Origin of the sequence: Priestia filamentosa, from assembly GCF_900177535.1 — a bacterium.
GTDB classification, from domain to species: domain Bacteria; phylum Bacillota; class Bacilli; order Bacillales; family Bacillaceae_H; genus Bacillus_I; species Bacillus_I filamentosa.
The window spans coordinates 202,851-228,604 of the sequence record NZ_FXAJ01000007.1 but is presented as its reverse complement, the minus strand read 5'-3'; the positions used below and the strand labels follow the sequence as shown (position 1 = coordinate 228,604).

Sequence of the window (25,754 nt, the reverse complement as noted above, 5' to 3'; positions counted from 1 at the left end):
ACAGAAAACCAAATTTCTTCTGCAAAAGCTGTTCGTGAAGTACTAGCAGCAGATGCTGAAGTATATGATCCACGTAAATACCTAGGACCAGCTCGCGAAGCAATCAAAGCAACAGTTATCGGTAAAATGCGTGAGTTTGGTTCTTCAAACAAAGCGTAATTTCAAGAGCATATAGTTTTACAAATCTGATTTTTTAGTATATAATACTAAAGTAATTTTATCGCCTTGAAAATAAAAACAAAAAAGCATTTGACCCGTCAAATGCTTTTTTATTTTTTACTCAATATTGGTTAGAGAGGTGAGAAAATACAATAGGAAAAAAGGTTTAGATTAGAGTGAAAGGTGGAAAATAAGAGAGGCGAAAAACAAATAGGAAGGTGTAGAATTAATATATGAATAATAAAGTCACTGGCGTTTTTTGGTGGTCAGTATTTGTTACACTGGCTGTAGTCATATGGGGAGCAGTAGCGCCTGATAACTTTGGAAGCATTATAGGGAATGCTCGTTCTTTCCTTACTTCTGATTTTGGATGGTATTATCTGTTGATTGTATCCCTGTTTTTAATTATTTGTATTGCATTAGGGATGAGTAAATACGGTAAAATTAAGTTAGGGAGTCCAGATAGTAAACCAGATTACAGTACTCCAACATGGTTCGCCATGTTATTTAGTGCTGGGATGGGAACAGGACTTGTTTTCTGGGGTGCAGCAGAACCAATTAGTCACTTTATGACAAGCACACCAGAAGGAGCAGAAACAGGAACAAGTGAAGCAGCACGTGATGCATTACGCTATACATTTTTCCACTGGGGTCTTCACGCTTGGGGAATTTATGGTATTGTAGCATTAGCTCTTGCTTATTTTAAATTCCGTCACGGTAAACCAGGTCTCATTAGTGCTACCTTATCTCCAATTCTAGGTAAAAAGGCAGAAGGACCAATTGGTAAAATCATTGACGTTATTGCTATTTTTGCTACAGTTGTAGGGGTAGCCACAACTTTAGGGTTAGGTGCTATCCAAATTAATGGGGGACTGTCATTCTTAACAGGAATTTCTAAGAGCTTTGGAACCCAAGTTATTATTATTGTGATTGTTACCATTTTATTCATGATTTCAGCATGGAGTGGTTTAAGTAAAGGAATCAAGATTTTAAGTAATGCTAACTTAGGATTAGCTACTCTTTTACTTTTAGTAGTACTTTTCTTAGGACCAACAGTTTATATTTTAAACATGTTTGTAGACACGTTAGGTTCTTATATTCAGAATCTGCCACAGATGAGCTTTAGATTGTCGCCTTTAAATGAAGAAAATCGCGGATGGATTGATTCATGGACAATTTATTACTGGGCTTGGTGGATTGCATGGAGTCCGTTTGTTGGATTATTTATCGCACGTGTATCAAAAGGTCGTTCCATTCGTGAATTTGTATTTGGAGTTCTATTTGTACCTGCTATTGTCAGCATGCTCTGGTTTGCTGTATTTGGTACAAGTGCGATTGATGTGCAACAAAAGGGGTTAGCTTCTTTACAAAACCTTCCAACTGAAAATGTTCTTTTTGGAACTCTACAACAATTCCCATTGGGGACAATTGCCATTATTATTGGACTCTGCTTAATCGGAACATTCTTTATTACATCTGCCGATTCTGCAACATTTGTACTAGGTATGCAATCAACAAATGGATCATTAAATCCAAGTGGTAATGTAAAATTAACATGGGGCTTTTTACAAGCAGCAGTAGCGCTTGTACTTCTTTATTCTGGAGGAGAAACAGCGTTAACTAACTTACAGAACATGCTGATTCTCGCAGCATTCCCGTTCTCGATTATTATGATTATGATGACAGCTTCGCTTATTAAAGCACTAGGTAAAGATTATAAGCAAGTGAAAAAAGGTAATAAAACGAAAAAAGTATCATAATGCAAAGAAAACCTCTTACAGGAGTGGCTACTTCTATAAGAGGTTTTTTTATGTAGTTTAAACAAAAAAGCCTAGGGGAAAAGACATTTTGAGAATAAAAAAAGGAGGACAAAGATGGATAAATTTCTGAACGTTGTTCAAAAAGTATCTGATTGGATATGGGGATTGCCTCTTATCATTACATTAACTGCTGTCGGCCTTTATATGACAGTACTCTTGAAGTTCTTTCAATTTAGATATCCCCTCTACATTATGAAACAAACATTTGGAAGCGTATTTAAAAAACCAAAGGGAGAAGGAACGGTAACGCCCTTACAAGCTTTAACGTCTGCTCTCTCTTCAACAATTGGAGCTGCTAATATTGTTGGGGTTCCAGCGGCTATTATGTTTGGGGGACCTGGTGCTGTTTTTTGGATGTGGGTGATTGCCATTTTTGGAATGGCACTTAAGTTTTCAGAGAGCGTACTTGCTGTGCATTATCGAGAAAAGAACCGTGAAGGTGAGTATGTAGGTGGCCCAATGTATTACATAACAAAAGGACTAAAAATGAAATGGCTTGGTATCTTTTTTGCTTTTGCTCTAATGATTGAAGTTATTCCAAGTCTAATGGTACAGGGAAATTCGCTAGCTGGATCTGTTGCTCAGACGTTTTCTGTCTCCCCGCTTATTACAGGAATTATCACAAGTGTAATTATTGGTTTGATTGTAATTGGAGGAATTAAGAGAGTAGGAAAAACAACAGAGCTGTTTGTTCCTTTTATGGCCTTACTTTATGTTGGGGCAGCTCTTTTGGTTGTTATTATTCATATTGACCAGTTTCCAAATGTCTTGTCACTTATTTTTTCTTCCGCTTTTCAACCGGTGGCAGCTGTAGGTGGGTTTGCGGGAGCAGCTCTAAGTGACATTATTAGATGGGGCTTTGCTAGAGGTCTCTATTCAAATGAAGCTGGTTTTGGAACAGCTCCTATTGCACATGCAGCTGCGAAAACGGATCATCCGGTAAGACAAGGATTTTGGGCTATTGTCGGTATTTTTGTTGATACAATTGTAGTTTGCACAGCTACAGCATTTGTGATTTTATCTACAGGGGTATGGACAAAAATGGGCGCTTCCAAAGATACGGATGCTTTGGCAACAGTTGCATTTACTGAAACATTCGGCACAGTCGGAAGTTATATTGTCACGATTTCTCTCTGTTTCTTTGTCTTATCAACGGCACTTGTTTTAGTGTTTTATGGTGTAAAGCAAGCAGAATTTTTATTTGGCGTGAAAATGGGGCATGTAATGAAGGTTATATACTTAGGGGCTATTATTGTAGGCTCTGTTGGCGGAGCCAAAGTAATATGGAGCTTTCTTGATATTGCGCTTGCCTCTATTTTGTTGCCAAATTTACTCGCTATTGTACTACTAAGTAAAAAGGTAAAGGAGCTAAAAGAAGAATTTTTTACAAGTGAACAATATTATTTATTAGATATTAAAAAAGACAAAAACGTAAACTCATCTCTTTGATATATGATTGCTACATGATAGATGTACTTTCAAAAAGAAGAGAAGGTTCAGCACCTCTTATTTCTTGTCTGCACTGAAAGTCTAGGTTTTGTAAAACAGAGATAGAGCGTTTATTGTCAGGATGAGTACGAGCATAGATTTTTGGGAAGTGATGGACATAAAAACCGAAAGAACAGCATGATCTTGCGGCTTCTGTTGCATACCCATCTCCTTGATAGTCCGGATGAATAGCATAACCAAGTTCAATTACAGTGTTATGATTTATTTTATTTAACAGAAGTCCTGCTACCCCAACGGCTTTGTGATCTGTTTTTTGATGGACAGCCCAAAGGCCGACTTTAAACGTTATATATTGATTGCGAATATGGTTCATACATTGTTCAATCGAGTGATTTTGATTAACAAGCGGAAGCATAGATCTTTTAAATAGAACATCTAAAAAGGATCTATGCTTTGTTGTAATGGGCTGAAAATAAAGGCGCGTTGTTTCTTTAGGTAGCTTCATTCATTTCATCTCCTTTTCTTTTATCATAATAGACATCATTTATGATTTATATAAGAGAATGTGTAGTATTATTTTCTCAATTTTGTAAAATTTCAAATTATTTGTTATCCTTATACAAGTAAACTGTTCTTTGTGAGCAGTTCTATAAAATGTAAGGGAGAGATAAAAATGAAAAAGCTTTTATTATCATTTGTTACCATCCTTGCTATTACGATACTCGCTGCCTGTGGTGCGAGTAAAACTGAAACCAAAAGTGGAGCAAAACTTGTGAAAGAAGGGACTTTCACATTTGTAGCTTCAGGGGAATTTAAACCGTTTAGCTATATGAAAGACGGAGAAGTAACGGGTTTTGATGTTGAAGTTGGAGAAGCCGTTGCAAAAGAGTTAGGGCTTGAAGCTCAGCCAGAGAAGATGAAGTTTAAAAGTATTATTGAAGGCGTGAAAACAGGACGGTTTGATGCAGCTGTTGCAAGTCATACTGTCAATGAAGCACGAAGCAAACATGTTGCCTTTTCAACTCCATATTACTATTCAGGACCACAAATTTTCACACGTGCTGACAGTGACATTGAGACATCGGCAGATTTAAAAGATAAAGAAGTTGCTGTTTCAAAAGGTTCTACATATGCCGATGAAGCAAAAAAGTACACAAATAAAGTTAAAACATATGACAGTGATATTACAGCTTTAAAAGCTCTTGCAGAAGGTCGTCATGATGCTGTGATTACCGATTTTGTAACCGGAAAAGAAGCTATTGGAGAAGGATTTAAAATTCAAGCAAAAGAGCTTTTAGGAAGAAGTGAGCAAGCTATTGCCGTTTCGAAAGAAAATGAACAGCTTTTAGAAGATATTAATGGTGCGCTCGAAAAACTGCGTGAAGATGGAACATTGAAAAAGATTAGTGAGAAATATTTTAAGGAAGATATTACGGTAAAACCAGAATAAAACATTAAATATTCTATAAAGAGGAGGAAAGAGAGTGCCAACATTTTCGCATTTTTGGACAACGCTAATTGATACAAGGTCAATTTTTTTTGATGCTATGGTTGTAACACTACAGCTAACAGTAGTTTCAATTCTACTTGGAGTTGTGATTGGTCTCGTCTTTGCTCTTTTGAAAATTTCAGGCGTTAAGCCGCTCGGATGGCTCTCTGATATTTATGTTTACTTAATTCGTGGGACTCCCCTTATTGTCCAAATCTTTATTTTATATTTCGGGATGAGCAATATTTTTCTTATTCCAGACTTTTGGGCTGCTTCTATCGCTCTTGCTGTTCATAACGGCGCTTATATCGCAGAAATCTTTCGCGGCTCCATTCAGTCTATTGAAAAAGGACAGGCAGAAGCAGGGCGCTCTCTCGGCATGACAGCAGGGCTTACAATGAGGCGTATTATCCTTCCTCAGGCGTTTAGACGAGCATTGCCGCCGCTTGGGAATCAATTTATTATCGGTTTAAAAGATTCATCACTAGCTGCTTTCATTTCAATGAATGAGCTCTTTAACATTGCGACAACATATGGATCAAACAACTTTGATGAAATGACATACCTTTTAATTGTGGCGATTTACTACTTGATTCTTGTTCTTCTTCTAACTGTTGCTGTTAACTTACTCGAAAGAAAACTACGAACAAGTGATTAAAGGGAGGAGAGCGAAACATGGATGAGAAACGCACGATGATTAAGCTTGAAAATCTGAACAAGTCTTTTGGAGATCTGCACGTATTAAAAGACATTAATATGGTTGTAAAAGAAAGTGATGTCGTTTGCTTAATAGGTGCAAGCGGCTCTGGAAAAAGTACTCTGCTTCGTTGTTTAAACTTTTTAGAAGAAAAAGATAGCGGTCATATTTGGATTGAGGATGAAAAAATTGAACGCTCAACTCATAATATTAATGAAATTAGACAGAGAGTTGGGATGGTTTTTCAGCACTTTAATCTGTTTCCGCATAAAACTGTTTTACAAAACATTACAGAAGCGCCCATTCACGTTCGAAAGATAAATAAAGTGCAGGCAGTGCAAGAAGCAAGAGAGCTTTTACAGAAAGTGGGCTTAGCTGATAAGGAAAATGTGTATCCAAACAAACTGTCAGGTGGGCAAAAACAGCGGGTTGCTATCGCAAGGGCACTCGCCATGAAGCCTGACATTATGCTTTTTGATGAGCCTACTTCAGCACTTGATCCAGAGCTTGTTGGGGAGGTTCTAGCAACAATGAAAGAACTAGCCGCAGAAGGAATGACAATGGTCGTTGTCACGCATGAAATGGGCTTTGCACGTGAAGTTTGTGATTGGGTTATATATATGCATGATGGAAAGATTGTCGAAGTTGGTCATCCGCATGAAATATTTCATGAACCAAAAGAAGAAAGAACAAAAGAATTTTTCAATACAGTGCTTAGATAAGAAAACGCCTCTTTTTAAAGAGGCGTTTTTTCTATGTGAAGGCTTTTCCACTCTTCATGCAGTAAGCTATATACTTCTAAGTCATGATAGTGATCATATAAAAACTCAGCATGACGAGCAGTTCCTTCATGGGTAAAGCCTAGCTTAATCGGAATTCGATTACTTTTTACATTACCTTGGCCACAGCGAATTTCTACTCTTTCTAACCCATTTTCGTGAAAAGTATAATGTAGGAGAGCTTCTACACATTTTGTCATAATACCTTTTCCTTCATAACGCTCAGAAAGCCAGTACCCAATGCTTGTTTGGGAGTTTTGCCATTGAATAGAGTGAAGTCCAATCATGCCGATAATGACGTTGTCATATAAAATAGCAGCTTGCAAGCCTGCTTTTTCTTCATATTGTTTGATCCATATTGGGATTAGTTCACTATACGTACTAAGAGTTGTTGAATCAACCCATGGAAGCCATTTTCTTAAATGTTGCCGTTCCTTTGTTACAAGTGAAAAAAGAGCTTCACTATCGTTTTCTGTTACAAGTCTTAGTGTAATATGATCATTAATCTTATAAGGAAACATGTTCTCATCTCTCTTTGTTAGAATTTTCTTGAAATGAATATTATTTTACACCATTTTTTTGAAGTAAGAAAGAGAAACTTTTTTTCGTTATAATAAAAGAAATGTAATTTCATAAAAATAGATTTTTACAATATATTGAAGTGAGGAGCGAGCATATGAAGAAGACAAACATATCAACTAGTAATTTAGAAAAATGTATTGAACTTTACAGAGAAGTATTTAAACAACCTCCATGGAATGAGAATTGGTCATATGAAGCGGCAAAGGAAAGGCTTACTGATTTATTACATACTCCCCAAATGTTAGGATTCTTATTTGAAGAAGAAGGAGAGGCTGTTGGGCTAGCAGCAGGCAACTTTAAACGAACATATGCAGGCAGAACATTCTATTTAGCTGAGCTTTGTGTGTCTGTAGCGAAAAGTGGTAGAGGTTATGGATCAACTATGCTGCAGTTGTTAGAAGAGGAAGTTGTAAAGAGCGGAGGAAATAAAATTGATTTACACACATCAACAAATGGCAGAGCAAAGAAGTTTTATGAGAAACATGAATATGATGTAAAAAAGGATAGAATCACATTAACAAAGCACCTTTTCCACTTTTAAAGGAGATTTTTTAAAAAAACAGAACTAATAAAATGAGGAGGGAGAAGATGAAAAAGATTTTGTTCGTTTTAGCACTCGCATTTATGGCTGGTTGCAGTAGTGAAACAAGTGGGGAGAATACATCAAATGATGAGATAGAGGAACTTAAAGTAGAGTTAGATGTTCCGTCAACTGTTCAACAAAATGAAGATGTGTTGTATGAAGCAACTGTTACATATGGAGACGAAAAAGTAAAAAAAGCAGATACTGTCGATTTCGAGTTCAAGGAAGTGAACAGTGACAAAGAAGGAGAAATGATAAAAGCGGAGAAAGAGGAGAACGGGGTATATACAATCAAGCACCGTTTTGAAAAAGAGGGGACATATGTTGTGCAAGTACATGTTCTTGCTCATTCTCAGCATGTTATGCCTGAAAAAGAGGTTAAAGTCATAGGAGAGAAATAGGTGAATGATGTGAAAACTTTAGGTAAAGCAGCTTTAACAGCTTTGATGCTTTTCTTCCTCTTCGGTTGTTCAAAGGAAGAAGGCATCTCTTTTTCATTTCAAAATCAGGAAAATCAAACATTTTCGTCCGAAGAGCTAGAAGGAAAAGTATGGATTGCGGACTTTATGTTTACGAACTGTCGCACTGTTTGTTCTCCAATGACGGCCAATATGAAAAAACTCCAAGAGCGAGCTGCGAAACAAGGAATTAACGTCCAATTCATTTCTTTTAGCGTTGATCCGGAAGTTGATACACCTGAAAAGTTAAAAGAATATGTTGCATATCACGGGGGTGATTTCTCAAACTGGAACGTGTTAACGGGATATAAGCAAGAGGAAATTGAGACATTTGCTAAAGAAAACTTTTCAGCTATTGTTAAAAAACCTGAAGAAAGCGATCAAGTTCTTCATTCTACATCTTTTTATCTTGTAGACAAAGAAGGAGAGATAGTAGAAACGTTTGAAGGAGTGAAGAACCCTCCTTACAATGATATTTTAAAAGAAGCCGAAAAAGCGGAGGAAAAGAACTAGTCAATCATCCTTTTTGACGGTATAGTTGTATGGTGAAAGCGAAAGAAAGTAGGGATTAGCATGAAAATTAGAATGGCAAACATTGACTATGAAGGAAGAAAAGTTGGACAAGTATACCTTCATGAAAACAAAAAAGAAGAAACAACTCTTATTGCAATTCCTGATTTGGAATGGTCAACAGTTGTTTCCTATGGAGAAGAGATTGAAGAAATGAAAATGCGTGTGTTCACCTCGTTGAAAGAGCGTACAAATGAAGAAGTTGGTCGTGAAATGACGGCTAAAATAAATTATTGGGTTCGTGAAATGTAGCAAGTGGGTAAATCATTGAGAGAAGGGGGAGAGTGGTTAATAGGCATTTGCCCCGCTTTCACCTCTCTAATTACTTAGATAACGATCTAGTTTCAGAACAATAGAAGTAATGGGTTAACTAGATTAGAATTTAAACAACAAGGTCCTTTAAGAAATGGTTTGTATCAGAACCAGAACGATAGCATGTTTAATACGATATTTCTTCTTTATTAAATGAGGGGACATTAGTGTTTTAAAAGAAATTAATGAATAACGGTAAACGGCATTATAATGCCTTATACTGAGGCTTACTTATAATTTAAAAGAGGAATAATTAAACTGCCCCTTTATTGTTGTCGAACAATAAAGGGGCAGTTTAGTTTGTATAATAGTTTGCTTCAAATATTCAATGTCCTTTGTCAAGGGAGTAAGTTTGACGGATTTTGATATTTGGGTAAGCAATTCCTGCCAGAATGATAACTACACCAATCCATTGGAATAAGGTCACCGTTTCATGCAGAACAATGGTAGACATCGTTACAGCCGTTGGTAGCTCTGAGGCACTTAGAATGGTTCCTAAGCTTCCGCCTACTTTAGGCATACCAATATTAAATAAAATAGGGGGAATGACTGAACCAAAGAATCCGGTGAGAAGACCGTATATCCACAGTCCATTTGTAAGCGAATCGTTTACAAGAAATACAGGCGGCAACAAAACAAATATAGTCAATGCCGCTCCAGTTGTCATAATTGCACTTTTATAAATTGGATGAATAGGTATACTTGTACGTCCACTTAGAAAAATAAAAAGAGCAAATGATAAAGCAGCAAGCAACCCAAAGCTGATGCCGGTAAGTGAAAAAGCAATCTCACTCTTCAAGAAGCCAGAAGCAAGGAGAGAACCGAAAAGGATAATTCCTGTTGCAATTAAGTTTGTGCGAGTGGGTACTTTCTTATCAAAAAGATATTGTAAAATTATACTTATCCATGTGAATTGCAGGAGAAGTATAATGGCAAACGAGGCATTTACATAATTAAGAGTTTGGTTGTAAAAAATCCCAGTTAAGCCCATTGGTATACCACTTAGAATCAAAGTTAGCCACTGTTTACCTTTTAAACGTACTTTTGGCACAAAAATTGAAATGATCCACAACATGATAGATCCAAGTAAATATTGAGATCCTGTTATTTCACTTAGTTTAAATCCTTGACTGTAGCCTATTTTAACAAACGTTGATACGACTCCATAAGAACAGCCACCTAAAAAGACAAGTAATGCATAGCTCCAAATCTTCATTATTAAACCCTCCATACAACAAAATAAAGCCACCCATCTCTAAAAAGAGATGGGTGGCGAAAAGTAAAGCAATATTACATAAAAATCCACCTGCTGTAAATTGATGTTTACAGCTTTTAATTATTCAATAACTTATATTATAAAATTTTCGGGTGTATCCATCAAGCTAAAAATATAACAATGAGTAGGCCTTGTCTAAATAAAGTAGGAAACTGACTTTTTTGTGGTAACACCATTTTTCTTGGTGGAGGAATGATGGGGGTAAGCGTGAGCGGTTACCATATTTTTAGATCTATCCCAAATTATCAGTATAGCCTTTGAACGTTTTACCTTTGCAACTTTGTCGAAAATTGATATAATAGAGAAAAATTCATAAGTATTCTGCACTAGGGGAGCTGGAGAAGCCGGCTGAGAGTAAGACCTTTTGTCTTTGACCCTTCAAACCTGAACTAGTTAAAACTAGCGTAGGGAAGTCGCGTTACGATATTAATTGAAGTGTACAAATCGGCTTTTTAAGTTGTACTCTTTACTTACATAACAAGCTTCTCCTAGTGCTCATAGGAGGAGCTTTTTTTGCGTAAAACAACGAAGCTATCAGCAACAGCCCTTTTAATGGCAATTGGAACGTTAACAAGTCATCTTTTTTACATTCCGCTTGGGTTTGCAAAGATATTTCCGTTACAGCACGTGATTAACGTGCTTTCTGCTGTATTGTTAGGCCCTTTTTACGCTGTTTTATGTGCGTTTGGAACATCGCTTTTACGTAACTTGTTTGGGACAGGTTCAATTCTTGCTTTCCCAGGAAGTATGATTGGGGCCTTTTTAGCAGCGTTTTTGTATCAGAAAACGAAGAACATGGCGCTCACTGCGTTAGGAGAAGTCGTTGGAACAGGGATTATCGGGGCCATAATAGCGTATCCTTTTGCCCTCCTTTTCTTAGGGAAAAATGTCGCTCTCTTTGCTTTTGTTCCATCATTTATTATGAGCTCGTTTGGTGGGGCATTACTTGGCTATATCTTTTTGCGTGTACTTATAAAACGAAATGGAATTGAAAATTTAAGGAGGCTAAATTCATGAAAACATCTTTAACAATCGCAGGCTCGGACAGTTCAGGAGGAGCAGGCATTCAAGCAGATTTAAAAACTTTCTCAGCACTTGGGACGTACGGGATGAGCGTTATTACTGCTGTTACCGCTCAAAATACGAGAGGTGTTCTTTCTGTGCAAGATATTTCGCCAAACATTATTGAAGATCAGCTTGATGCTATTTTTACAGATATTAAAGTTGATAGTGTGAAAATTGGAATGCTCTCAACAGTTGAAACAATTAAAGTAGTTGCTAAAAAACTGAAGGAATACAATGCTCCGTATATTGTATTGGATCCTGTGATGATTTCAAAAAGCGGCTATGACTTGCTTCACCCAGAAGCTGTTGAGGCATTAAAAGAAGAACTATTGCCTCTTGCGTCAGTTGTAACACCGAACGTTCCTGAAGCATGCAAACTTACAGGAGCAGAGATTAAGACAATCGAGGAGATGGAAGATGCGGCACGTCTTTTAATAAAGGAAGGTCCATCAGCCATTTTAATGAAGGGCGGACATTTAGAAGAAGAACCAACAGATGTTCTTTTTAATGGAGAAATGTTCACACATTTTTATGGAAAGAGAATTCAAACAAAAAACACGCATGGCACAGGTTGCACGCTTTCAGCTGCCATCTCAGCGGGATTAGCACGAGGATTAGCCCTTGAAGATGCAGTAAAACAAGCAAAAGAATATATTACAGGCGCTATTAAGAATAGCTTAAACATCGGAAGCGGACATGGCCCAACTCATCATTTTTATGATCTTTACGAAAAAGCGGGCGTCTATAAAGAGGAGAGAGTCTAATGATGAAACAAAAAATTAGTGAGTTGTTAAAGGAAACAAGAGAAAAAAATCCTCTTGTTCATCATATTACAAATGCTGTGACAATTAATGATTGTGCGAATGCAACACTCGCTGCTGGCGGTTCGCCCGTTATGGCAGATGCTATTGAAGAAGTAGAAGAAATGACGTCTATTTCTTCTGCACTTGTTATTAATTTTGGGACAATCAAAAAAGATTCTCTTGTTGCGATGGAAAAAGCAATGAGAAAAGCAAATGAAAAAGACATTCCAGTTGTCTTTGATCCTGTTGGAGTTGGGGCTACAACATATCGTACGAAATCTGTTCAGTGGCTGTTAGAGCAAGTAAAGGTAACCGTTATTAGAGGAAATGTTTCTGAAGTGGCCTCTCTTATTGGAGTAGAAGCTAAAACCTCAGGTGTTGATGCTGGGGAAGTTGGCGAAGATAAAACTACAATTGCTAAAAAAACGGCCAAAAAGTATAACACTGTTGTTGTCATAAGCGGAGAAATTGACGTTATTACAGACGGAGAACGTGTCGTCTACGTAGAGAATGGTCACCAGATGTTAACGCGTGTAAGTGGGACAGGATGTATGACAGCATCTATTATCGGCTGTTTTGTTGGAGCGAGTAGGAGTGTGTTAGAAGGAGCGCTTGCTGGTATTTCGTATATGGGACTTGCTGGAGAAAGAGCCGTAAAGCGTCTTAAAGAAGGAGAAGGGGTTGGCACTTTTAAAATTAATCTTTTTGACGAACTATCAACACTTACGAATACAGTATGGGAAAAAGAGGTAAAAATGTATGAAGCAAAACAACCTATCTTATAAAATGTATCTTGTTACAGATTTGTTTGAGGGAACAGAAGAAGAGCTTTTAGCAAAAGTGGAAAAAGCGCTCGAAGGAGGGGTAACGCTCGTACAGCTTCGTGAAAAGGAAGCGGACGGAAAAAAGTTTTATGAGCGTGCCCTCCGGCTTAAACAGCTTCTTGATCGTTTTCACGTTCCGCTCATTATTAATGACAGGGTAGATATAGCGCTTGCTGTTGGGGCTTTTGGCGTACACGTTGGCCAAGACGATTTGCCACTAAAAGTTGTACGTTCTCTTGTAGGAGATATGATTGTTGGCGTATCTGTTCGAACAGTTCAAGAAGCAAAAAAAGCAGTAGAGGACGGAGCAGATTATATTGGAGTTGGCGCAGTTTTTCCGACAAGCACAAAACTTGATGCAAAAGGAATCACAAAAGAAGAGCTAACTGAAATTACGGGAAGCGTGCGTATTCCAGCTGTTGCAATTGGTGGAATTACAGCTGGAAACATTGAAAAATTAAATGGAACAGGTATTAGAGGAGCTGCTGTTGTGTCAGCTATTTTAAAAAGTCAAGACCCGAAGAAAGCAGCGGAAGAATTAAACGAGAAATTAAATATTCAATAAAAAAGAGAGACACCTGTCTCTCTTTTTTTATGCTTCTACAGGGCTCATTTCACTTGGCCACTGCTGTTTTTGATAAGCCATATCCCAGAATAAATACTCAAGCTCACAGCTTTTGATGAAATGATCTTTCATTTTTTCTTTTTCACGCTCTGAAGCGCCTTCTGCCCACTGATCTAAGAGAGCGCAAAGCTTGTGTGTTACAGAGTCCATTTCTTTTTTGCCATAAAACATAATCCATTCATAGAAAGGATGATCTTCTGTCGGATCGTGTTGCTCAATTAGTTTTTGACCAATTTCTAAGTATGTCCATGGGCATGGAAGAAGAACAGCGATGATTTCTCCAAGCGAGCCTGTTTGAGCAACGGTTGTCATATGGTTAATATAATGATGGGCACCAGGTGCTAGTGGTTTTGCTTGAAGATCTTCATATTTAACTCCTGCAACATCGCAAAAATTGTGATGAGGATGAACTTCACTATGAAGCACAAAATTGATTTGTTCATTAAAAAGTTCCATCTGTTCACGATTTTCACAGCGTGAAATAGCAACGCCATATACGCGACAGAAAGAAGTTAAATATTCGAAATCTTGACAAACGTAGTGAATAAGAGCGTCTTTTGGAACGTTTCCTTCTCCAATTCCTTTCACAAAAGGGTGATTGAAAATTGCTTCATAAACAGGTGCTGCAAGGCGACGAAGTTCTTGACTAAAAGACATCATTTTTCCTCCTTATAGTGGAAGGCCAAAAGGGAAAGGAAATAAAAAACCACTCTTCATAAAAAGAGTGGACAACGAGCGAAAAAACGCTGCTGCCACTTTCCTACGCTGGTATAAACCAGATCAGGTTCAAAGGGATTAAGAAAGCTCTTATCTCAGCCATTACGGCACCCCTAGTGGACTTCCTATGTAATTGCACTTAGTATAACATGATTTTTCCATCTTTGTATATCCCTTATTCGGAAATGTTTGTAAAGCTTCAAATTAGGTTATGAAGGCGAGTATTCTCGCCCATATTAAAAGGGAAAGCAGCATAAAAGGAGGAGAATGACGATGACAAAGCGTAATCAAAAAACAAAGTCTGGTTTACAAAGTGTGAACAAAACAAATAAAATGGAAATTGCACGTGAAATAAATGAAAATCCTAAAAGCACCCATACATCTGTAGAAAAAACAAATCCACGCTAAGAACGAGAGCCAAATGGGCTCTCGTTCTTCCTTTATTTCCAAAACCTCCACCATGATTTGACTTTTTCTTCTTCTTCAGCTGCTGCTGTTTGTCTAAAATTATGAACAAAGTCGTGGAAGAGACGTTCACGTTCTTCGATATCTTGACGATGCATTTGTCTGTCATGCTTTAGTTCATTTACATATGCTGCTCTATCACGTTTAATAGAATCAATTAAATCTTTCATTTCATCTGCTTTCCAGTCTGAACGCTTCGTCATCTCATGAGCAAACGAGCGAAGTTCAAAGCTTGTCGACTTTGAATTTTCTTCTAACTCATGAACCATTTTTTTCATCTCATCCATTGAACTTCCCGATGACTGTTCAATATTTGTAAGCCAATGTTTGAGCTCAGCTTGTCTGTCTAATGCTTCTGCTGAAACTTGTTCAACATATCCCTGCATTTCTTCAGTTGTTTCTTCACTTATTTTTGTTAAGCGGCTTGAAACATGTTTGAGCTCTCGCTGCACTTCTTTCGACGTTTGTTCACCAGATTCAGAGACAACCGCATTAATCGCTTCAATTGCTTCGACTGTCTGCTCATTGTTATGTTGAAGTTGTTCTTTTACTTCAGAAATAATTTCATTTCTCACTTCACCGCGAATTTCATTTCTGACCTCTGTTAAAAGTTCGCGTTTGAATGTATCAAAAGCTTCAAATACATCTTTGTATGTTTGGACTTTTTCAACCAATTCACTTTTCACTTGATTTACAGGCTGAGGAGTAGAGTCTACTGGGCATATTGTAGAACGTTCCTCGTTCTTTTTCTTCTCTTCCTGCTGAAGGCGCTGGCGTTCACGTTCAGCTTTAATACGTTGTTCAACGACTCTTTGCTGCTTTTTTTGATCGATAGAAGAAGGAGGCGGCGCTTGTTTTTTTTCATTGTTATTTTCATTAAGAGAACTGTTATGTTTAGCAAAGGATAAGACATTAGACTGCTCAGTACTATTTTGTGAGGATTCTGGTTTCTGCTTCGCCTTTTTAAGAAACAGCTTAATTTCTTCTTTTTTTGTTTTCTTTCCGTACATATCTTTTAACGTTCTCAGCATTTGGAGCTCTTCTTCTGTATAAATGCGTGCACCTTGTTTTGTGCGAGGAATGTAAAAAAATCCATCGAGTTCTTTTTCCCATTGTTTAATAATTCTTGGCGGAACATTGACCTTTTTAGCAGCTTCTTTCGTCGTATACGTTTGCATTTTACTCACTCCTCCTCAAGCGGGTTACGTCAGTTTTTATTAAAAAATCCATTATTGGTATCGTTATGTTTTCATATTGTCTTTTTATACTAATACACTATTCCTTCAATTAAGCCTCATTTTCCTGCTGAAAGACAAAGGTTGTCAAAACTAGTGTTTGTTTGCTACAACTAAAATAAAAAGAAGAGAAATTTCGACTTATAGTGTCACCCTTTTTATTTTGATTTTCTTCTGATAAAAAGAGAATACTGATATAAAATGGAGAAAGAGGAGGATGACATGTATAGTTTTCAATCGCTAGACAAAGAACAGTTTCCATTTCCAACTTTGTATCGGCAAAAGGAAGAATATCATCAAATTACGGACTATCTTCAGTTTTATAAGCTAGATGTGTCAAACCTTCAGTATGAGTTCGGCTTTTTTGACCATCGTTCACATTCTTTCTTCATGCAGCGTTTTCGTCCCGAAAATAAGCGTGGAACAATTGTAGTTCTTCACGGTTATTATGATCATAGCGCAACATTAAAGCATGCGATCCGCTATTTTACAAATATGAAATATGAAGTTATATGCTATGATTTACAAGGTCATGGTCTCTCTACAGGAGAGAAAGCGACGATTAAAGAGTTTTCTCAATATAGAGAAGCATTCTCACATTTTATTCATACATATTGTCAAAAAGAATTTCCTCCATTTGTTGTGGCACACAGCACAGGGGCGGGGGTTGTTGTTGACTATCTTTTAAAAGATAGTCATGCATGCCCATTTAGGCATGTATTCTTTCTTGCTCCTCTTGTCCGGATGAAAGGTTGGCAGCTGGCAGCTTTATCTATTCCGCTTCTTTTTCCATATGTGAAAAGCTTCAAACGGATATTTCGGCACAATTCAAGCGATAAAGCATACCTTCAAGAGGTGCAAAGGGATCCGCTTCAGTTTACAAGACTTCCGTTAGAATGGATAAAAGCTGTACAAGCATGGACGCGGACGCTTGACAACACGCGTGCTTCTACCCAAGAAGTTACTTTTATTCAAGGAAATAAAGATAAAACCGTTTTACATCGTTATAACTTGCCATTTCTACAAAAAAAATTTCCACACTCCTCATGCATTATAGTAGATGGCGGAGATCATCAGCTGTTAAATGAAAAAGAAATATTTCGTAATATCGTGTTACAAAAAATAGAGAAAGTGGTACAAACTAAAGAGAAAGAATAAAATTGCAAGAGGATGAAAAAAGATGAAGGAAACAATTGGAGCCTTTCATTTTGAAGAAGATGAGTTTATTACAATTGCTCTTGCTCATTACCATCGCTTCAAAGAGTCAGCTCACTATGATCAAAAATATAAGTGGTATGTATTAAAAGAGTTAAACGAATTTATGGAAAGAAGTGTTATAACAAAAGAAACGGTTGGGGAAATCGTTCATGATCTTAAAAAGGAAAATACATCAAGCGGGTACTTTGTTTATTGGCGTAGCTTACTCGAATTTGAACGGTTCTCTATCACTCATGAAGAACAATGTACAGATGTACTTAGAACGCTTTATGACGATGAGAAGCCTCTTAAAGAAAGACTTAATGAGGCGACTCGTCAAAGTCACTCATGTGGCTATTCATTAGGAGCTCCGCTTCTTGGTTATTTGCTTGCAGCATTTGATTATACATCGTACCCTATGTACAAAAAAGAAGTGCTTGAAACATTTAAAAATATGATCGGAGCACATGAGAAATTAGGGCGTGCTGCTGATAATTATAGTCAGTATGTGGAACTGTGCAAGTATCTTTTACCATTTGTAGCTCGTGAAGTAAAAAATGCAACAATGCTTGATGTGCAAGATTTCCTTTATTGTATAACAAGATATAGAGAGCTTTTTGTTCCTGTTATTATTCATTATTTAAAGCATCTTAGTGAAAAACCTTACGAAGAGGCAGAAGATGCACGAGTTTGTACTCTTTTGAAAATGGTTCACGGAGCAATTTGTGAAATACCAGAGTTATCGCCTCTTTGTATTCAAAAGGCTCGGGAGCTTACAACATTTAAAAATGATTCCTATCCTTCTCTTGTTATTTATACAAAAGAACAAGAAGGTCATGTAAAACTTTTTTTAGAAATTGAAAAAGATGAAATTCGCTATGGCATTATGGACGAGTATGAGAAAGACATGGACGTTATTCATCGAATTGAAGACTTTTCGTTCTCACGTCTTCGACAGAAATATGAAACAGCTTATGAACGACTCATTCGCCTTAATAGGCAAACAGTGCGGGAAGAAAGAGCTTCATATGGGAAAAGGGAAGAAAATGAGCGTCAGCCTGTTTCCTTTGAACATAAAGTACAGTTTCCCTCCCTTTATTTTGAAGATGAAGAACGCTTGAAAAGGCAAATTCAATCCGCATTGAAAAACGGAAAACATTTAATTTTCGCAGGACCTCCTGGTACAGGAAAATCAAAGCTTGCGAGTGAAGTTTGTAAAAGCTATGGAGTTCAGTCTGTATTTACAACAGCCTCCTCTGATTGGTCAACGTTCGAAACCATTGGAGGATACCATCCAACAAGAGAAGGGACATTAACTTTTCATCCAGGTCTTTTTTTGCAATGTTTTAAAGATGACAGAACGAAAAAAGAGCAAAATAAGTGGCTTATTGTTGATGAAATGAACCGAGCAGACCTTGATCAAGCATTTGGTGCGCTTCTTTCAGTTTTAGCAGGTGATCGTGTTTCTTTAGGATTTAAAGCGGAGAATGGAAAAAACGTAACGATTTGCCCGCAAGAAGAAGGAAGAGATGCTGTTCATGAATATAGCGTTCCTTCCTCATGGAGACTTATTGGCACAATGAATACAAGAGATAAAGCAACTTTATTTCAAATGAGCTATGCTTTTATGAGAAGATTTGCCTTTATCTCTATTCATCCTCCAAGTGAGATTACTGAGAAAGTTTTGCTTCGGTATATGAATAAATGGGGAATTGAAAACTATCCATTTATTACAGAACTTACAAAACTTTGGCATGTTATAAATCGATATGAACAAGTAGGGCCTGCTCTCATTCAGGATGTGGCTCTCTTTACGAAAGATGAAGGAGATTTTACATCTGCCTTTCAGCTGTTTTTATGGCCTCAAATTCGCTTGTTTGAACAAGAAAGAGAGTTCATGAATGAAATTTGTTCCCTAACCTTTATTGACGAAGAAACAATAAGAAGGGAGTGGAGAGATGAACAATAAAGAATGGCTGAAAGAGATGAGCGATATGCTTCTTATTTTTCTAAAAGGAAATCGATTCTCTCTTTCGTCTTTTTTTGAAAAAGCATCTTTTCACATTGATTCAGTTGAAGAGCTTGCAATGATTCATTTTCTCCTTCAAAACGAAACAGCCGTTTTCTTGGAAGAGCTAGCGAAAACAAGAGAGCTTTTTCCTTCTTCAACAAATATTCATAAAAAGCAAAGTGGGAAAATGGCAGGACATATTCAGTGGAAAAAGACGATTGAAGCTCGAAGCAGAGAGGGATTCACAAATCGGGCGACATATGTCAGCGGCTCGAAAAACCGAACATTTGAGACAAAGGAAAATAAAGTTTTAAAAGCTTGTCTTAATATGTTACGCTCATTAGTGCAGAAGTACGGTGAAAAAACGGAACTTTTATCATCTGTGAGAGACTATGAACAAAAAATAAACAACTATCTTGCATTTTCACTATTAACAAGCATAAGTTGTGAGAAAATAACAAATGAAGAGATTAAAGATGTCACAACATCGAAAGTAAGCTTGTACCGCCAAGCAGCTCTTCTTTTGTTACAGTACAATCGTTTGAATGCTAAAAAAGTGAATGAAGAAGATCTTTTGCATCTTTTTCAACGTACATTTTGGCAACCAGAGCAAATGGATGTGTTGTTTGAACTTTACTGGGCATTAAAACTCGTCAAAGAAAATACAAAGGAAGCTACACTTCACCTTTTATATGAAGGAGAAAACTTAGTTGCAAGCTGGGAAGACATGAGCTATACGTATAAACTTTATCATAACTCTAAAGGTTCCGCTCTTTCCTTCAGTGTGAAAATGGAGGAAGTTGATGAAAGCGATCATCCGTATTTAGCACGAAAAGTTCTGTCTCAAAAAGAAGCAAATCGGTTAGGAAATCAGCTTTTTACCACAAAGGCGAGAGAGCATATGTTTTGGCAGGGACGTCCAGATCTTGTTGTTGAAATGAGAGAGAAAGGACGCAATGAGCTGTATAAAGCGGTTGTAGGTGAAGTCAAGTTTACGGACTCTGAAACATACGCAAGAGAAGGTCTTCGGGAGCTTTGTGACTATCTATATTTTGCTAAGATAAACAACTCATATGCAAAAGCAGAAATGATTGAAGGGCGGTTGTTTTTAAGAGACGCACCTTTTTCAAATGTTGAAGAAGGCCAAATTTCAGCATACAGTCTTTCTTCTTCATCAAAATTAACGATTACACCTTAAAAATATAAATAGAAACGGCAAATTTAGTGTATAATAATGTCAGGTTTTAAGATCGGATTCTACCACAATATTTACAAAGGAAGAAACATAGCTTGTCAAAGAGTCAAATTTTCGTTATATTATTCACTAGAATTATGTTCTAAATGAAAATAACAAATAGTGCAAACAAACAGTTGAAAATGATCTTTATTGATTGTTAATGCTTTGCAATTTTGAAATGAAAAGGAGTCGCTAACTATATGGAAAACACGCCAAAAGCTCAACCGACGGCAGACGTTGGTGACATGATTCAAGTTAATAAAGGAATGTACAAAGGATTCAAAGGAAAAGTTATGACAGTGCGCGAAAGCTCTGTTATTGTGGAAATGGGCGTTGACTCAGATTCTGGTGAGCCTGTTCGTACAGTAATCAATCATCGTAACTATAAAAAAGTAAAAGCTTAAAAACGAAAGGGACGCTTACAGGCGTCCCTTTCATCATTTTTCTTTTAAGAGAAAAAGCTTTCTAGTACAATAAAAGTAGTGAAAAAAAGCGTGGAAGAAAGGAACGAAACAACAATGAACATACCAAAAGAAATTGAAAATCTTATTGAAGAAAGACAACAAGGAGCATATCAAGACGATGAGCGTCTTATTGGAAAGGGCGGTTATATGGCTGAAGATGAAGCTATCATAACAGATGCTCTTATTGCGCTTTCATTAGGGAAAAACGTACTTTTAAAAGGACCAACAGGGTCAGGGAAAACGAAGCTAGCTGAAACACTGTCAGCTTACTTCAAACAGCCAATGCATAGTGTGAACTGTTCAGTTGACCTTGATGCCGAAGCGTTACTTGGATTTAAAACGATTCATACAAGCGGAGGAGAAACAAACATTGATTTTGTTCCAGGACCTGTTATTCAAGCTATGACAAAGGGTCATCTTCTATACATTGACGAAATCAACATGGCAAAGCCCGAAACATTGCCAATCTTAAACGGAGTACTTGACTATCGTAAAATGATTACAAATCCGTTTACAGGTGAAGTTGTACGTGGTGAGCAAACGTTTGGCGTTATCGCCGCAATCAATGAAGGATATGTTGGGACAGTACCTTTGAATGAAGCACTTAAAAACCGTTTCGTTATTATTGATGTTCCATATATTAAAGGAGAAAGCTTAAAAGCGGTTCTTTCTTCACAATCTCGCCTTAATGACGAGAAAATGATTGATAAGTTTGTAAGACTTTCAACAGATTTAATTACACAAGTAGAAAACGGACAAGTTTCAGAAGAAGCAGCCTCAATTAGAGCACTTATTGATACGTGTGATCTTGCTCTTTATATGCCGCCGCTTCGAGCAATTGAGCGTGGTATTGTTCAAAAACTAGAAGATGAGCGTGAAAAGGCTGCTGTCCAAAATATTGCTGAAACTCTTTTTGAGTAAGGTGTTGTTTCATGAAGTTTATTAAATTCAATGATAGTCAAATTGATTCTTTTCTATTTATGGAGCTCGAAGACTTAGCTCGAACGCTGACAAAAGATGAAGAAATGGAGATTGAGTATCGCGTTTCTTCCTACTATGATCCATACTTAAAAAAAATGTATCTTAGCCATTTCTGGGGGCAGCGTCCACATGAGGAAACAGTAGCTGGCTTAAAAAGCGACGTGTTTTTGCGAAGCACGGAAATTACCCATGGTGATTACGGGGCCATTGCCCGCTATATAAAGCATATTCGTCGTTCTCCAATTCAAAGTTTCGCTCGCCAATTATTTATGGTATTTGAAAATCTTCGTCTTGAAGAAGATTGCAAAAAAGACCGACCAGGTACGAAGAAAGTATTTTTAAAGCGACGAGAAATGTACAAGACATACTTTAGCACCCAGCTTCGTTTTAATGTGGAGCGTAATATTCACACTGACGCGCTTTTTTGTGCTTTATACGTGCTAGCAACACTAGATAATCCCTTTGAAGAACTTCCGTCTATTCAACCTGACATTGACCGAGTGATTCCATTTTTACGCGAGCAAATTATGCGCACCTTTGAAGCTAAGACAACGCGTGAGGTAACGCGTATTTGTGAAGAAATAAGCGATGTCCTAGAAGAAGTGCTTGAAAAAGATATGTTAAACACATATTTTCTTCTTCCAGATTTTAATTATGAAGAGCTTGAGCAAGGATTAACGTTTGATGATTTAAAAAGAGAATCTAAGCTTAAGAATGATGATGTGATTAAAGGTGAGAAGTCAGGGGAAGAAGACGTTCACGAAGATAAATTGCCAACATGGCATCAAGAAACAAGTAAAGCAACGGAAAGTTTCCTTCAGTTTGATTTAGAGCAAGGCTCAAAAACAGATTTAGGCGGAGATGATGCTGTTCGTGAAGGAGAAGACGGAGATCAAGCGCTAGGTGTTGTTCAAGGGCAATCTAAAAAAGCAAAGCGAAACGATTATTCAAAGCTCGAAGCGCTTGAAACAAGAAAAGAAGAACCACAAGAAGGCGGAGATGAGTCGTTTGGAAAAGACAATCGCTATGCGAAAGCATTAGTAAAAGAAAAAACGCGCCCAACATCAGAGGAGCGTTCACAGTACAGTGCAAATGTAAAAGAAATTGCACCATATCAAAAGCGATTAAAACAAATGATTTCAAAAACGCTTGAGCATAAGCGGATTTTACCTCGCACTGATCTGCACTTCGGGCGTTTAAATCAAAAAAACTTGCTTCGTCTTGCAACAGACGACAATCCGCGGCTTTTTCATAAAAAGAACAGTCCATCTCATGAAATTGATGCTGTATTTTCGCTTCTTGTCGATTGTTCAGCCTCCATGTTCGACAAAATGGAGCAAACAAAGCTTGGCATTACTCTTTTTCATGAAGCATTAAAATCTGTACACGTACCACATGAAATTGTCGGCTTTTGGGAAGATACAAACGATGCAACAGAAACATATCAGCCAAACTACTTTCAACATGTTATTGATTTCTCTTCGTCGTATAAGAAAGAAAGCGGATCTGAAATTATGCAGCTTGAACCAATGGAAGATAACCGAGACGGCTTTGCAATTCGTCACGCTTCTCAAAGTTTAATGAAGCGCAGTGAAAAACAAAAGTTTCTGCTTGTTTTTTCAGATGGAGAGCCTGCTGCAATGGGATATGAGCAAAACGGAGTTGTTGATACACATGAAGCTGTTTTACTCGCACGTAAACAGGGAATTGAAGTAATCAACGTCTTTTTATCAAATGAACCAATTGATGAAGGACAGCAAACTACAATTCGCAATATTTACGGGAAATACAGCATTTTAGTTGAAGACGTTGCAGAACTTCCGAACGTTCTGTTTCCACTTCTAAAACGACTTCTTCATAAGAGTATTCAAACAGGATAACTCTTTTAGAGCTTCTTATTCCTATAAGGGTAAGAAGCTCTTTTTCTCTTAAAAACAGAGTTTGGAGTTGAGGCTATGCAATCCATTTTTGTGAACGTTAAGCAAGGAAGAGGCACATCATATGAACTTGGCCACATGCTTGGCAAATGGCATAAGGGAACCATTTTGTATGAGTCGCATAAAAGACGAAGAAAGAAGTCATTAAGAAGCTACCCTATCCAAATAAAAGAAGCGCGTAAGAGGGTAGAAGAGTTTGCCCCACACATATGGGAAGAGCTTGAAGGTATTTCAGATGGAATGGATTGGACATTAGAAGACGTTGTGCATGAGTATAGCGGCTACCAAGGAGAATGGAAAAAGTCAGGCTGCTCTGCTCTTATGGCGGAAGGCTTTTATGCTCGAAACTATGATTACCATCCTAAAACATATGATGGTCGCTTTTTACTTTGGCAACCGAGCGAAGCATATGCAAGTATCGGATTTGCTCAAAGGTTGATTGGACGTATGGACGGAATGAATGAAAAGGGCCTTTCAATTGGGTATCATTTCGTCCATCGGAAGAAAGCAGGAGACGGGTTTATTTGCTGCTCTATAGCGCGCTTTATTCTTGATACATGTCAAACAACAGAAGAAGCAGTAGAATTATTAAGAAATATTCCACACCGCCACTCGTTTAATTATACGATGAACGATAAAAATGACCGTGCCGCAATTGTTGAAGCATCTCCGCGCGGAGTTAACGTTTCATATGGAAGAAGTCTTGCATGCTCCAATCATTTTAGATCCCGGGAACTTCAAGATGAAAACCGCCGTCACCTTGTTGAATCAAAAGAAAGACTAGAAAAACTTGAAGAAGCATTAGAAAATCCACTAACACCGTATAGAGCATTTGAGCTCTTTAATCATACAGATTATCCTTTTTTTAAGCGTGACTACAGAAACTGGGCAGGAACGATTCATTCTTCTGTTTATGCTCCAAAAACAGGGCGAGTATATATTGGAGTTGGAGAAAATCGCCGTCCCGTTGTTTTTTCTTTTTATAATTGGATAAAAGGACAAAAAAATGTGATTACAAAAATTAAGGGAGAAGTAGATACGAATTTAGACTTTCCTCATTTGAGCATCTTATAACATCTCTTTTTCAAGAGGTGTTTTTTTATTGATAGGAAATCCCTATCAATGAGGGATCAATTATCTAATATTCTTTAACATATAAGAGTGATAATTTATAAAAAAGAACGAAAAAGGAGGACGTAACATGAAAGAAGCTCTTGGTACAAAAAATCAGTGGAACCCAGAATACTATGATCAAACCGCGTCATTTGTCGCTAAATATGGAGAAGATGTGCTCCTGTTACTTCGTGCAAAAGAGGGTGAATGTATCTTAGATTTGGGCTGTGGAACAGGAAGTCATGCTCATCAGATTGCATTACTAGGGGCAAGTGTTATAGGAATTGATGCTTCACAAAACATGATTAGAAAAGCTAAAGAATCCTATCCTCACCTTGAGTTTAGAATCGGAAGCGGAGAAGATTTTCAGCTTGAAAGAAAAGTAGACGCTGTTTTTTCAAACGCTGCTCTACACTGGATGAAGAGGCCTGAACGAGTTATATCTTCCGTAAATCACTGTTTAAAAAGCGGAGGTCGGTTTGTTGGGGAAATGGGATGTAGGGGGAATGTAGATTCTATTATTCAAGCTTTGTATCAAGCTTTAGAAGAGTATGGAATAGAAAAAAAAGATATATACAATCCATGGTATTTCCCGAGTGTTGGCGAATATACGACTCTTCTTGAACAGGGAGGATTTGAAGTATGTTACGTTTCCTCTTTCGTTCGACCAACAGAACTTGCTAAAGAAAATGAAGGCATCAAGGGATGGATTGCTAACTTTGCGGGGGATTTTCTTACACATATAGACCAAAGTATTCAAGGAGAAGTTGTAAAAAGAGTAGAGAGCATTGCAAAGGAACACTTGTATAAAAATGAAAAGTGGGTTGCTGATTACAAACGCTTGCGATTCTTAGCAATAAAAAATAAAGAGCAAAAAACCTTATGATAAAATTGTCATAAGGTTTT

General features: G+C 37.4%; 28 protein-coding genes and 2 riboswitches. Of the genes, 23 read left to right on the top strand and 5 right to left on the bottom strand.

From position 1 onward, the window contains the following. The 3 genes from B9N79_RS21390 to B9N79_RS21380 form a co-directional block, all read left to right on the top strand. Positions 1-159 (top strand): class II fructose-bisphosphate aldolase (locus tag B9N79_RS21390; RefSeq protein WP_338090236.1); only part of this gene is annotated, 159 nt, incomplete at its 5' end. A 233-nt stretch (positions 160-392) separates the two neighbouring features. Then, complete coding sequence (locus B9N79_RS21385) at positions 393-1,919, top strand: glycine betaine uptake BCCT transporter (RefSeq protein WP_040058117.1); 1,527 nt, start codon at positions 393-395, stop codon at positions 1,917-1,919. Positions 1,920-2,033: 114 nt separating this feature from the next. Then, entirely contained in the window at positions 2,034-3,428 is a 1,395-nt protein-coding gene (locus B9N79_RS21380) for an alanine/glycine:cation symporter family protein (protein WP_040058116.1), read from the top strand. A gap of 10 nt (positions 3,429-3,438) precedes the next feature. Here the strand turns inward: B9N79_RS21380 and B9N79_RS21375 are convergent, their stop codons facing one another. Beyond that, complete coding sequence (locus B9N79_RS21375; protein WP_040058115.1) at positions 3,439-3,933, bottom strand: GNAT family N-acetyltransferase; 495 nt, start codon at positions 3,931-3,933, stop codon at positions 3,439-3,441. Between the two features lie 168 nt (positions 3,934-4,101). Between B9N79_RS21375 and B9N79_RS21370 the strand changes: the two genes are divergently transcribed. The 3 genes from B9N79_RS21370 to B9N79_RS21360 are packed head-to-tail and all read left to right on the top strand — an operon-like array spanning position 4,102 to position 6,336. Continuing rightward, the gene (locus B9N79_RS21370; RefSeq protein WP_019393364.1) at positions 4,102-4,878 is read left to right on the top strand and encodes a transporter substrate-binding domain-containing protein; all 777 of its coding nucleotides are present in this window, start codon (positions 4,102-4,104) and stop codon (positions 4,876-4,878) included. A 34-nt stretch (positions 4,879-4,912) separates the two neighbouring features. Next, positions 4,913-5,575 carry an amino acid ABC transporter permease gene (locus B9N79_RS21365; protein WP_019393365.1) on the top strand — a complete coding sequence of 221 codons (663 nt, stop codon included), beginning with the start codon at positions 4,913-4,915 and terminating at the stop codon, positions 5,573-5,575. 17 nt (positions 5,576-5,592) lie between these two features. Further along, positions 5,593-6,336, top strand: coding sequence for an amino acid ABC transporter ATP-binding protein (locus tag B9N79_RS21360; RefSeq protein ID WP_019393366.1), 744 nt, complete (start codon positions 5,593-5,595; stop codon positions 6,334-6,336). A 14-nt stretch (positions 6,337-6,350) separates the two neighbouring features. On the opposite strand, the gene B9N79_RS21355 is transcribed toward B9N79_RS21360, so the two are convergent. Continuing rightward, positions 6,351-6,914 carry a GNAT family N-acetyltransferase gene (locus tag B9N79_RS21355; protein WP_040058114.1) on the bottom strand — a complete coding sequence of 188 codons (564 nt, stop codon included), beginning with the start codon at positions 6,912-6,914 and terminating at the stop codon, positions 6,351-6,353. Between the two features lie 155 nt (positions 6,915-7,069). On the opposite strand from B9N79_RS21355, the gene B9N79_RS21350 reads away from it, so the two are divergent. From B9N79_RS21350 to B9N79_RS21335, 4 genes are read left to right on the top strand one after another with little or no spacing between them, the layout of a single operon-like run. Next, on the top strand, positions 7,070-7,516 hold the full coding sequence (locus B9N79_RS21350) for a GNAT family N-acetyltransferase (RefSeq protein WP_019393368.1): 447 nt from the start codon (positions 7,070-7,072) through the stop codon (positions 7,514-7,516). Between the two features lie 47 nt (positions 7,517-7,563). Then, on the top strand, positions 7,564-7,959 hold the full coding sequence (locus tag B9N79_RS21345) for a FixH family protein (protein ID WP_019393369.1): 396 nt from the start codon (positions 7,564-7,566) through the stop codon (positions 7,957-7,959). Beyond that, entirely contained in the window at positions 7,960-8,529 is a 570-nt protein-coding gene (locus tag B9N79_RS21340) for an SCO family protein (protein ID WP_019393370.1), read from the top strand. 60 nt (positions 8,530-8,589) lie between these two features. Beyond that, a complete protein-coding gene (locus tag B9N79_RS21335; protein ID WP_019393371.1) occupies positions 8,590-8,838 on the top strand; it encodes a YueH family protein in 249 nt (82 codons plus the stop codon). A gap of 385 nt (positions 8,839-9,223) precedes the next feature. On the opposite strand, the gene B9N79_RS21330 is transcribed toward B9N79_RS21335, so the two are convergent. Further along, a complete protein-coding gene (locus B9N79_RS21330; protein ID WP_182928741.1) occupies positions 9,224-10,114 on the bottom strand; it encodes an EamA family transporter in 891 nt (296 codons plus the stop codon). A 378-nt stretch (positions 10,115-10,492) separates the two neighbouring features. Beyond that, a riboswitch (TPP riboswitch) is annotated at positions 10,493-10,603 on the top strand. Between the two features lie 84 nt (positions 10,604-10,687). Here B9N79_RS21330 and thiW point away from each other — a divergent pair. The 4 genes from thiW to thiE are packed head-to-tail and all read left to right on the top strand — an operon-like array spanning position 10,688 to position 13,431. Next, entirely contained in the window at positions 10,688-11,191 is a 504-nt protein-coding gene (thiW, locus tag B9N79_RS21325; RefSeq protein WP_040058113.1) for an energy coupling factor transporter S component ThiW, read from the top strand. Continuing rightward, entirely contained in the window at positions 11,188-12,003 is an 816-nt protein-coding gene (gene thiD / locus B9N79_RS21320; RefSeq protein ID WP_019393374.1) for a bifunctional hydroxymethylpyrimidine kinase/phosphomethylpyrimidine kinase, read from the top strand. The genes thiW and thiD overlap by 4 nt, the downstream gene beginning before the upstream one ends. Next, complete coding sequence (gene thiM / locus B9N79_RS21315; RefSeq protein WP_085118918.1) at positions 12,003-12,827, top strand: hydroxyethylthiazole kinase; 825 nt, start codon at positions 12,003-12,005, stop codon at positions 12,825-12,827. The genes thiD and thiM overlap by 1 nt, the downstream gene beginning before the upstream one ends. Continuing rightward, positions 12,802-13,431 carry a thiamine phosphate synthase gene (thiE, locus tag B9N79_RS21310; RefSeq protein WP_085118915.1) on the top strand — a complete coding sequence of 210 codons (630 nt, stop codon included), beginning with the start codon at positions 12,802-12,804 and terminating at the stop codon, positions 13,429-13,431. Before thiM ends, thiE begins: the two co-directional genes overlap by 26 nt. 27 nt (positions 13,432-13,458) lie before the next feature. On the opposite strand, the gene tenA is transcribed toward thiE, so the two are convergent. Continuing rightward, a complete protein-coding gene (gene tenA / locus B9N79_RS21305) occupies positions 13,459-14,148 on the bottom strand; it encodes a thiaminase II (RefSeq protein WP_046216850.1) in 690 nt (229 codons plus the stop codon). 83 nt (positions 14,149-14,231) lie between these two features. After that, positions 14,232-14,333, bottom strand: a riboswitch (TPP riboswitch). A 148-nt stretch (positions 14,334-14,481) separates the two neighbouring features. Between tenA and B9N79_RS26805 the strand changes: the two genes are divergently transcribed. Next, entirely contained in the window at positions 14,482-14,616 is a 135-nt protein-coding gene (locus B9N79_RS26805) for a hypothetical protein (protein WP_019393378.1), read from the top strand. A gap of 32 nt (positions 14,617-14,648) precedes the next feature. Here B9N79_RS26805 and B9N79_RS21300 read toward each other — a convergent pair whose 3' ends face one another. Continuing rightward, complete coding sequence (locus B9N79_RS21300) at positions 14,649-15,851, bottom strand: MerR family transcriptional regulator (RefSeq protein WP_019393379.1); 1,203 nt, start codon at positions 15,849-15,851, stop codon at positions 14,649-14,651. A 279-nt stretch (positions 15,852-16,130) separates the two neighbouring features. Between B9N79_RS21300 and B9N79_RS21295 the strand changes: the two genes are divergently transcribed. The 8 genes from B9N79_RS21295 to B9N79_RS21260 all read left to right on the top strand — a co-directional run bounded on the left by B9N79_RS21295 (position 16,131) and on the right by B9N79_RS21260 (position 25,734). Next, a complete protein-coding gene (locus B9N79_RS21295) occupies positions 16,131-17,066 on the top strand; it encodes an alpha/beta hydrolase (protein ID WP_040058111.1) in 936 nt (311 codons plus the stop codon). Positions 17,067-17,088: 22 nt separating this feature from the next. After that, a complete protein-coding gene (locus B9N79_RS21290; protein WP_048896727.1) occupies positions 17,089-19,074 on the top strand; it encodes an AAA family ATPase in 1,986 nt (661 codons plus the stop codon). Continuing rightward, positions 19,064-20,314 (top strand): hypothetical protein, encoded by a 1,251-nt coding sequence (locus B9N79_RS21285; protein ID WP_040058110.1) that lies wholly within the window; start codon positions 19,064-19,066, stop codon positions 20,312-20,314. Before B9N79_RS21290 ends, B9N79_RS21285 begins: the two co-directional genes overlap by 11 nt. A 239-nt stretch (positions 20,315-20,553) precedes the next feature. Next, positions 20,554-20,757 (top strand): DUF2187 family protein, encoded by a 204-nt coding sequence (locus B9N79_RS21280; protein WP_019393383.1) that lies wholly within the window; start codon positions 20,554-20,556, stop codon positions 20,755-20,757. A 114-nt stretch (positions 20,758-20,871) separates the two neighbouring features. Beyond that, complete coding sequence (locus B9N79_RS21275; protein ID WP_040058469.1) at positions 20,872-21,738, top strand: ATP-binding protein; 867 nt, start codon at positions 20,872-20,874, stop codon at positions 21,736-21,738. A gap of 11 nt (positions 21,739-21,749) precedes the next feature. Beyond that, a complete protein-coding gene (locus B9N79_RS21270; RefSeq protein ID WP_040058109.1) occupies positions 21,750-23,678 on the top strand; it encodes a vWA domain-containing protein in 1,929 nt (642 codons plus the stop codon). 75 nt (positions 23,679-23,753) lie between these two features. Beyond that, positions 23,754-24,809, top strand: coding sequence for an acyl-CoA--6-aminopenicillanic acid acyl-transferase (locus tag B9N79_RS21265; protein WP_040058108.1), 1,056 nt, complete (start codon positions 23,754-23,756; stop codon positions 24,807-24,809). Between the two features lie 127 nt (positions 24,810-24,936). Next, positions 24,937-25,734 (top strand): class I SAM-dependent methyltransferase, encoded by a 798-nt coding sequence (locus B9N79_RS21260; protein WP_040058107.1) that lies wholly within the window; start codon positions 24,937-24,939, stop codon positions 25,732-25,734. Positions 25,735-25,754 lie beyond the last annotated feature (20 nt).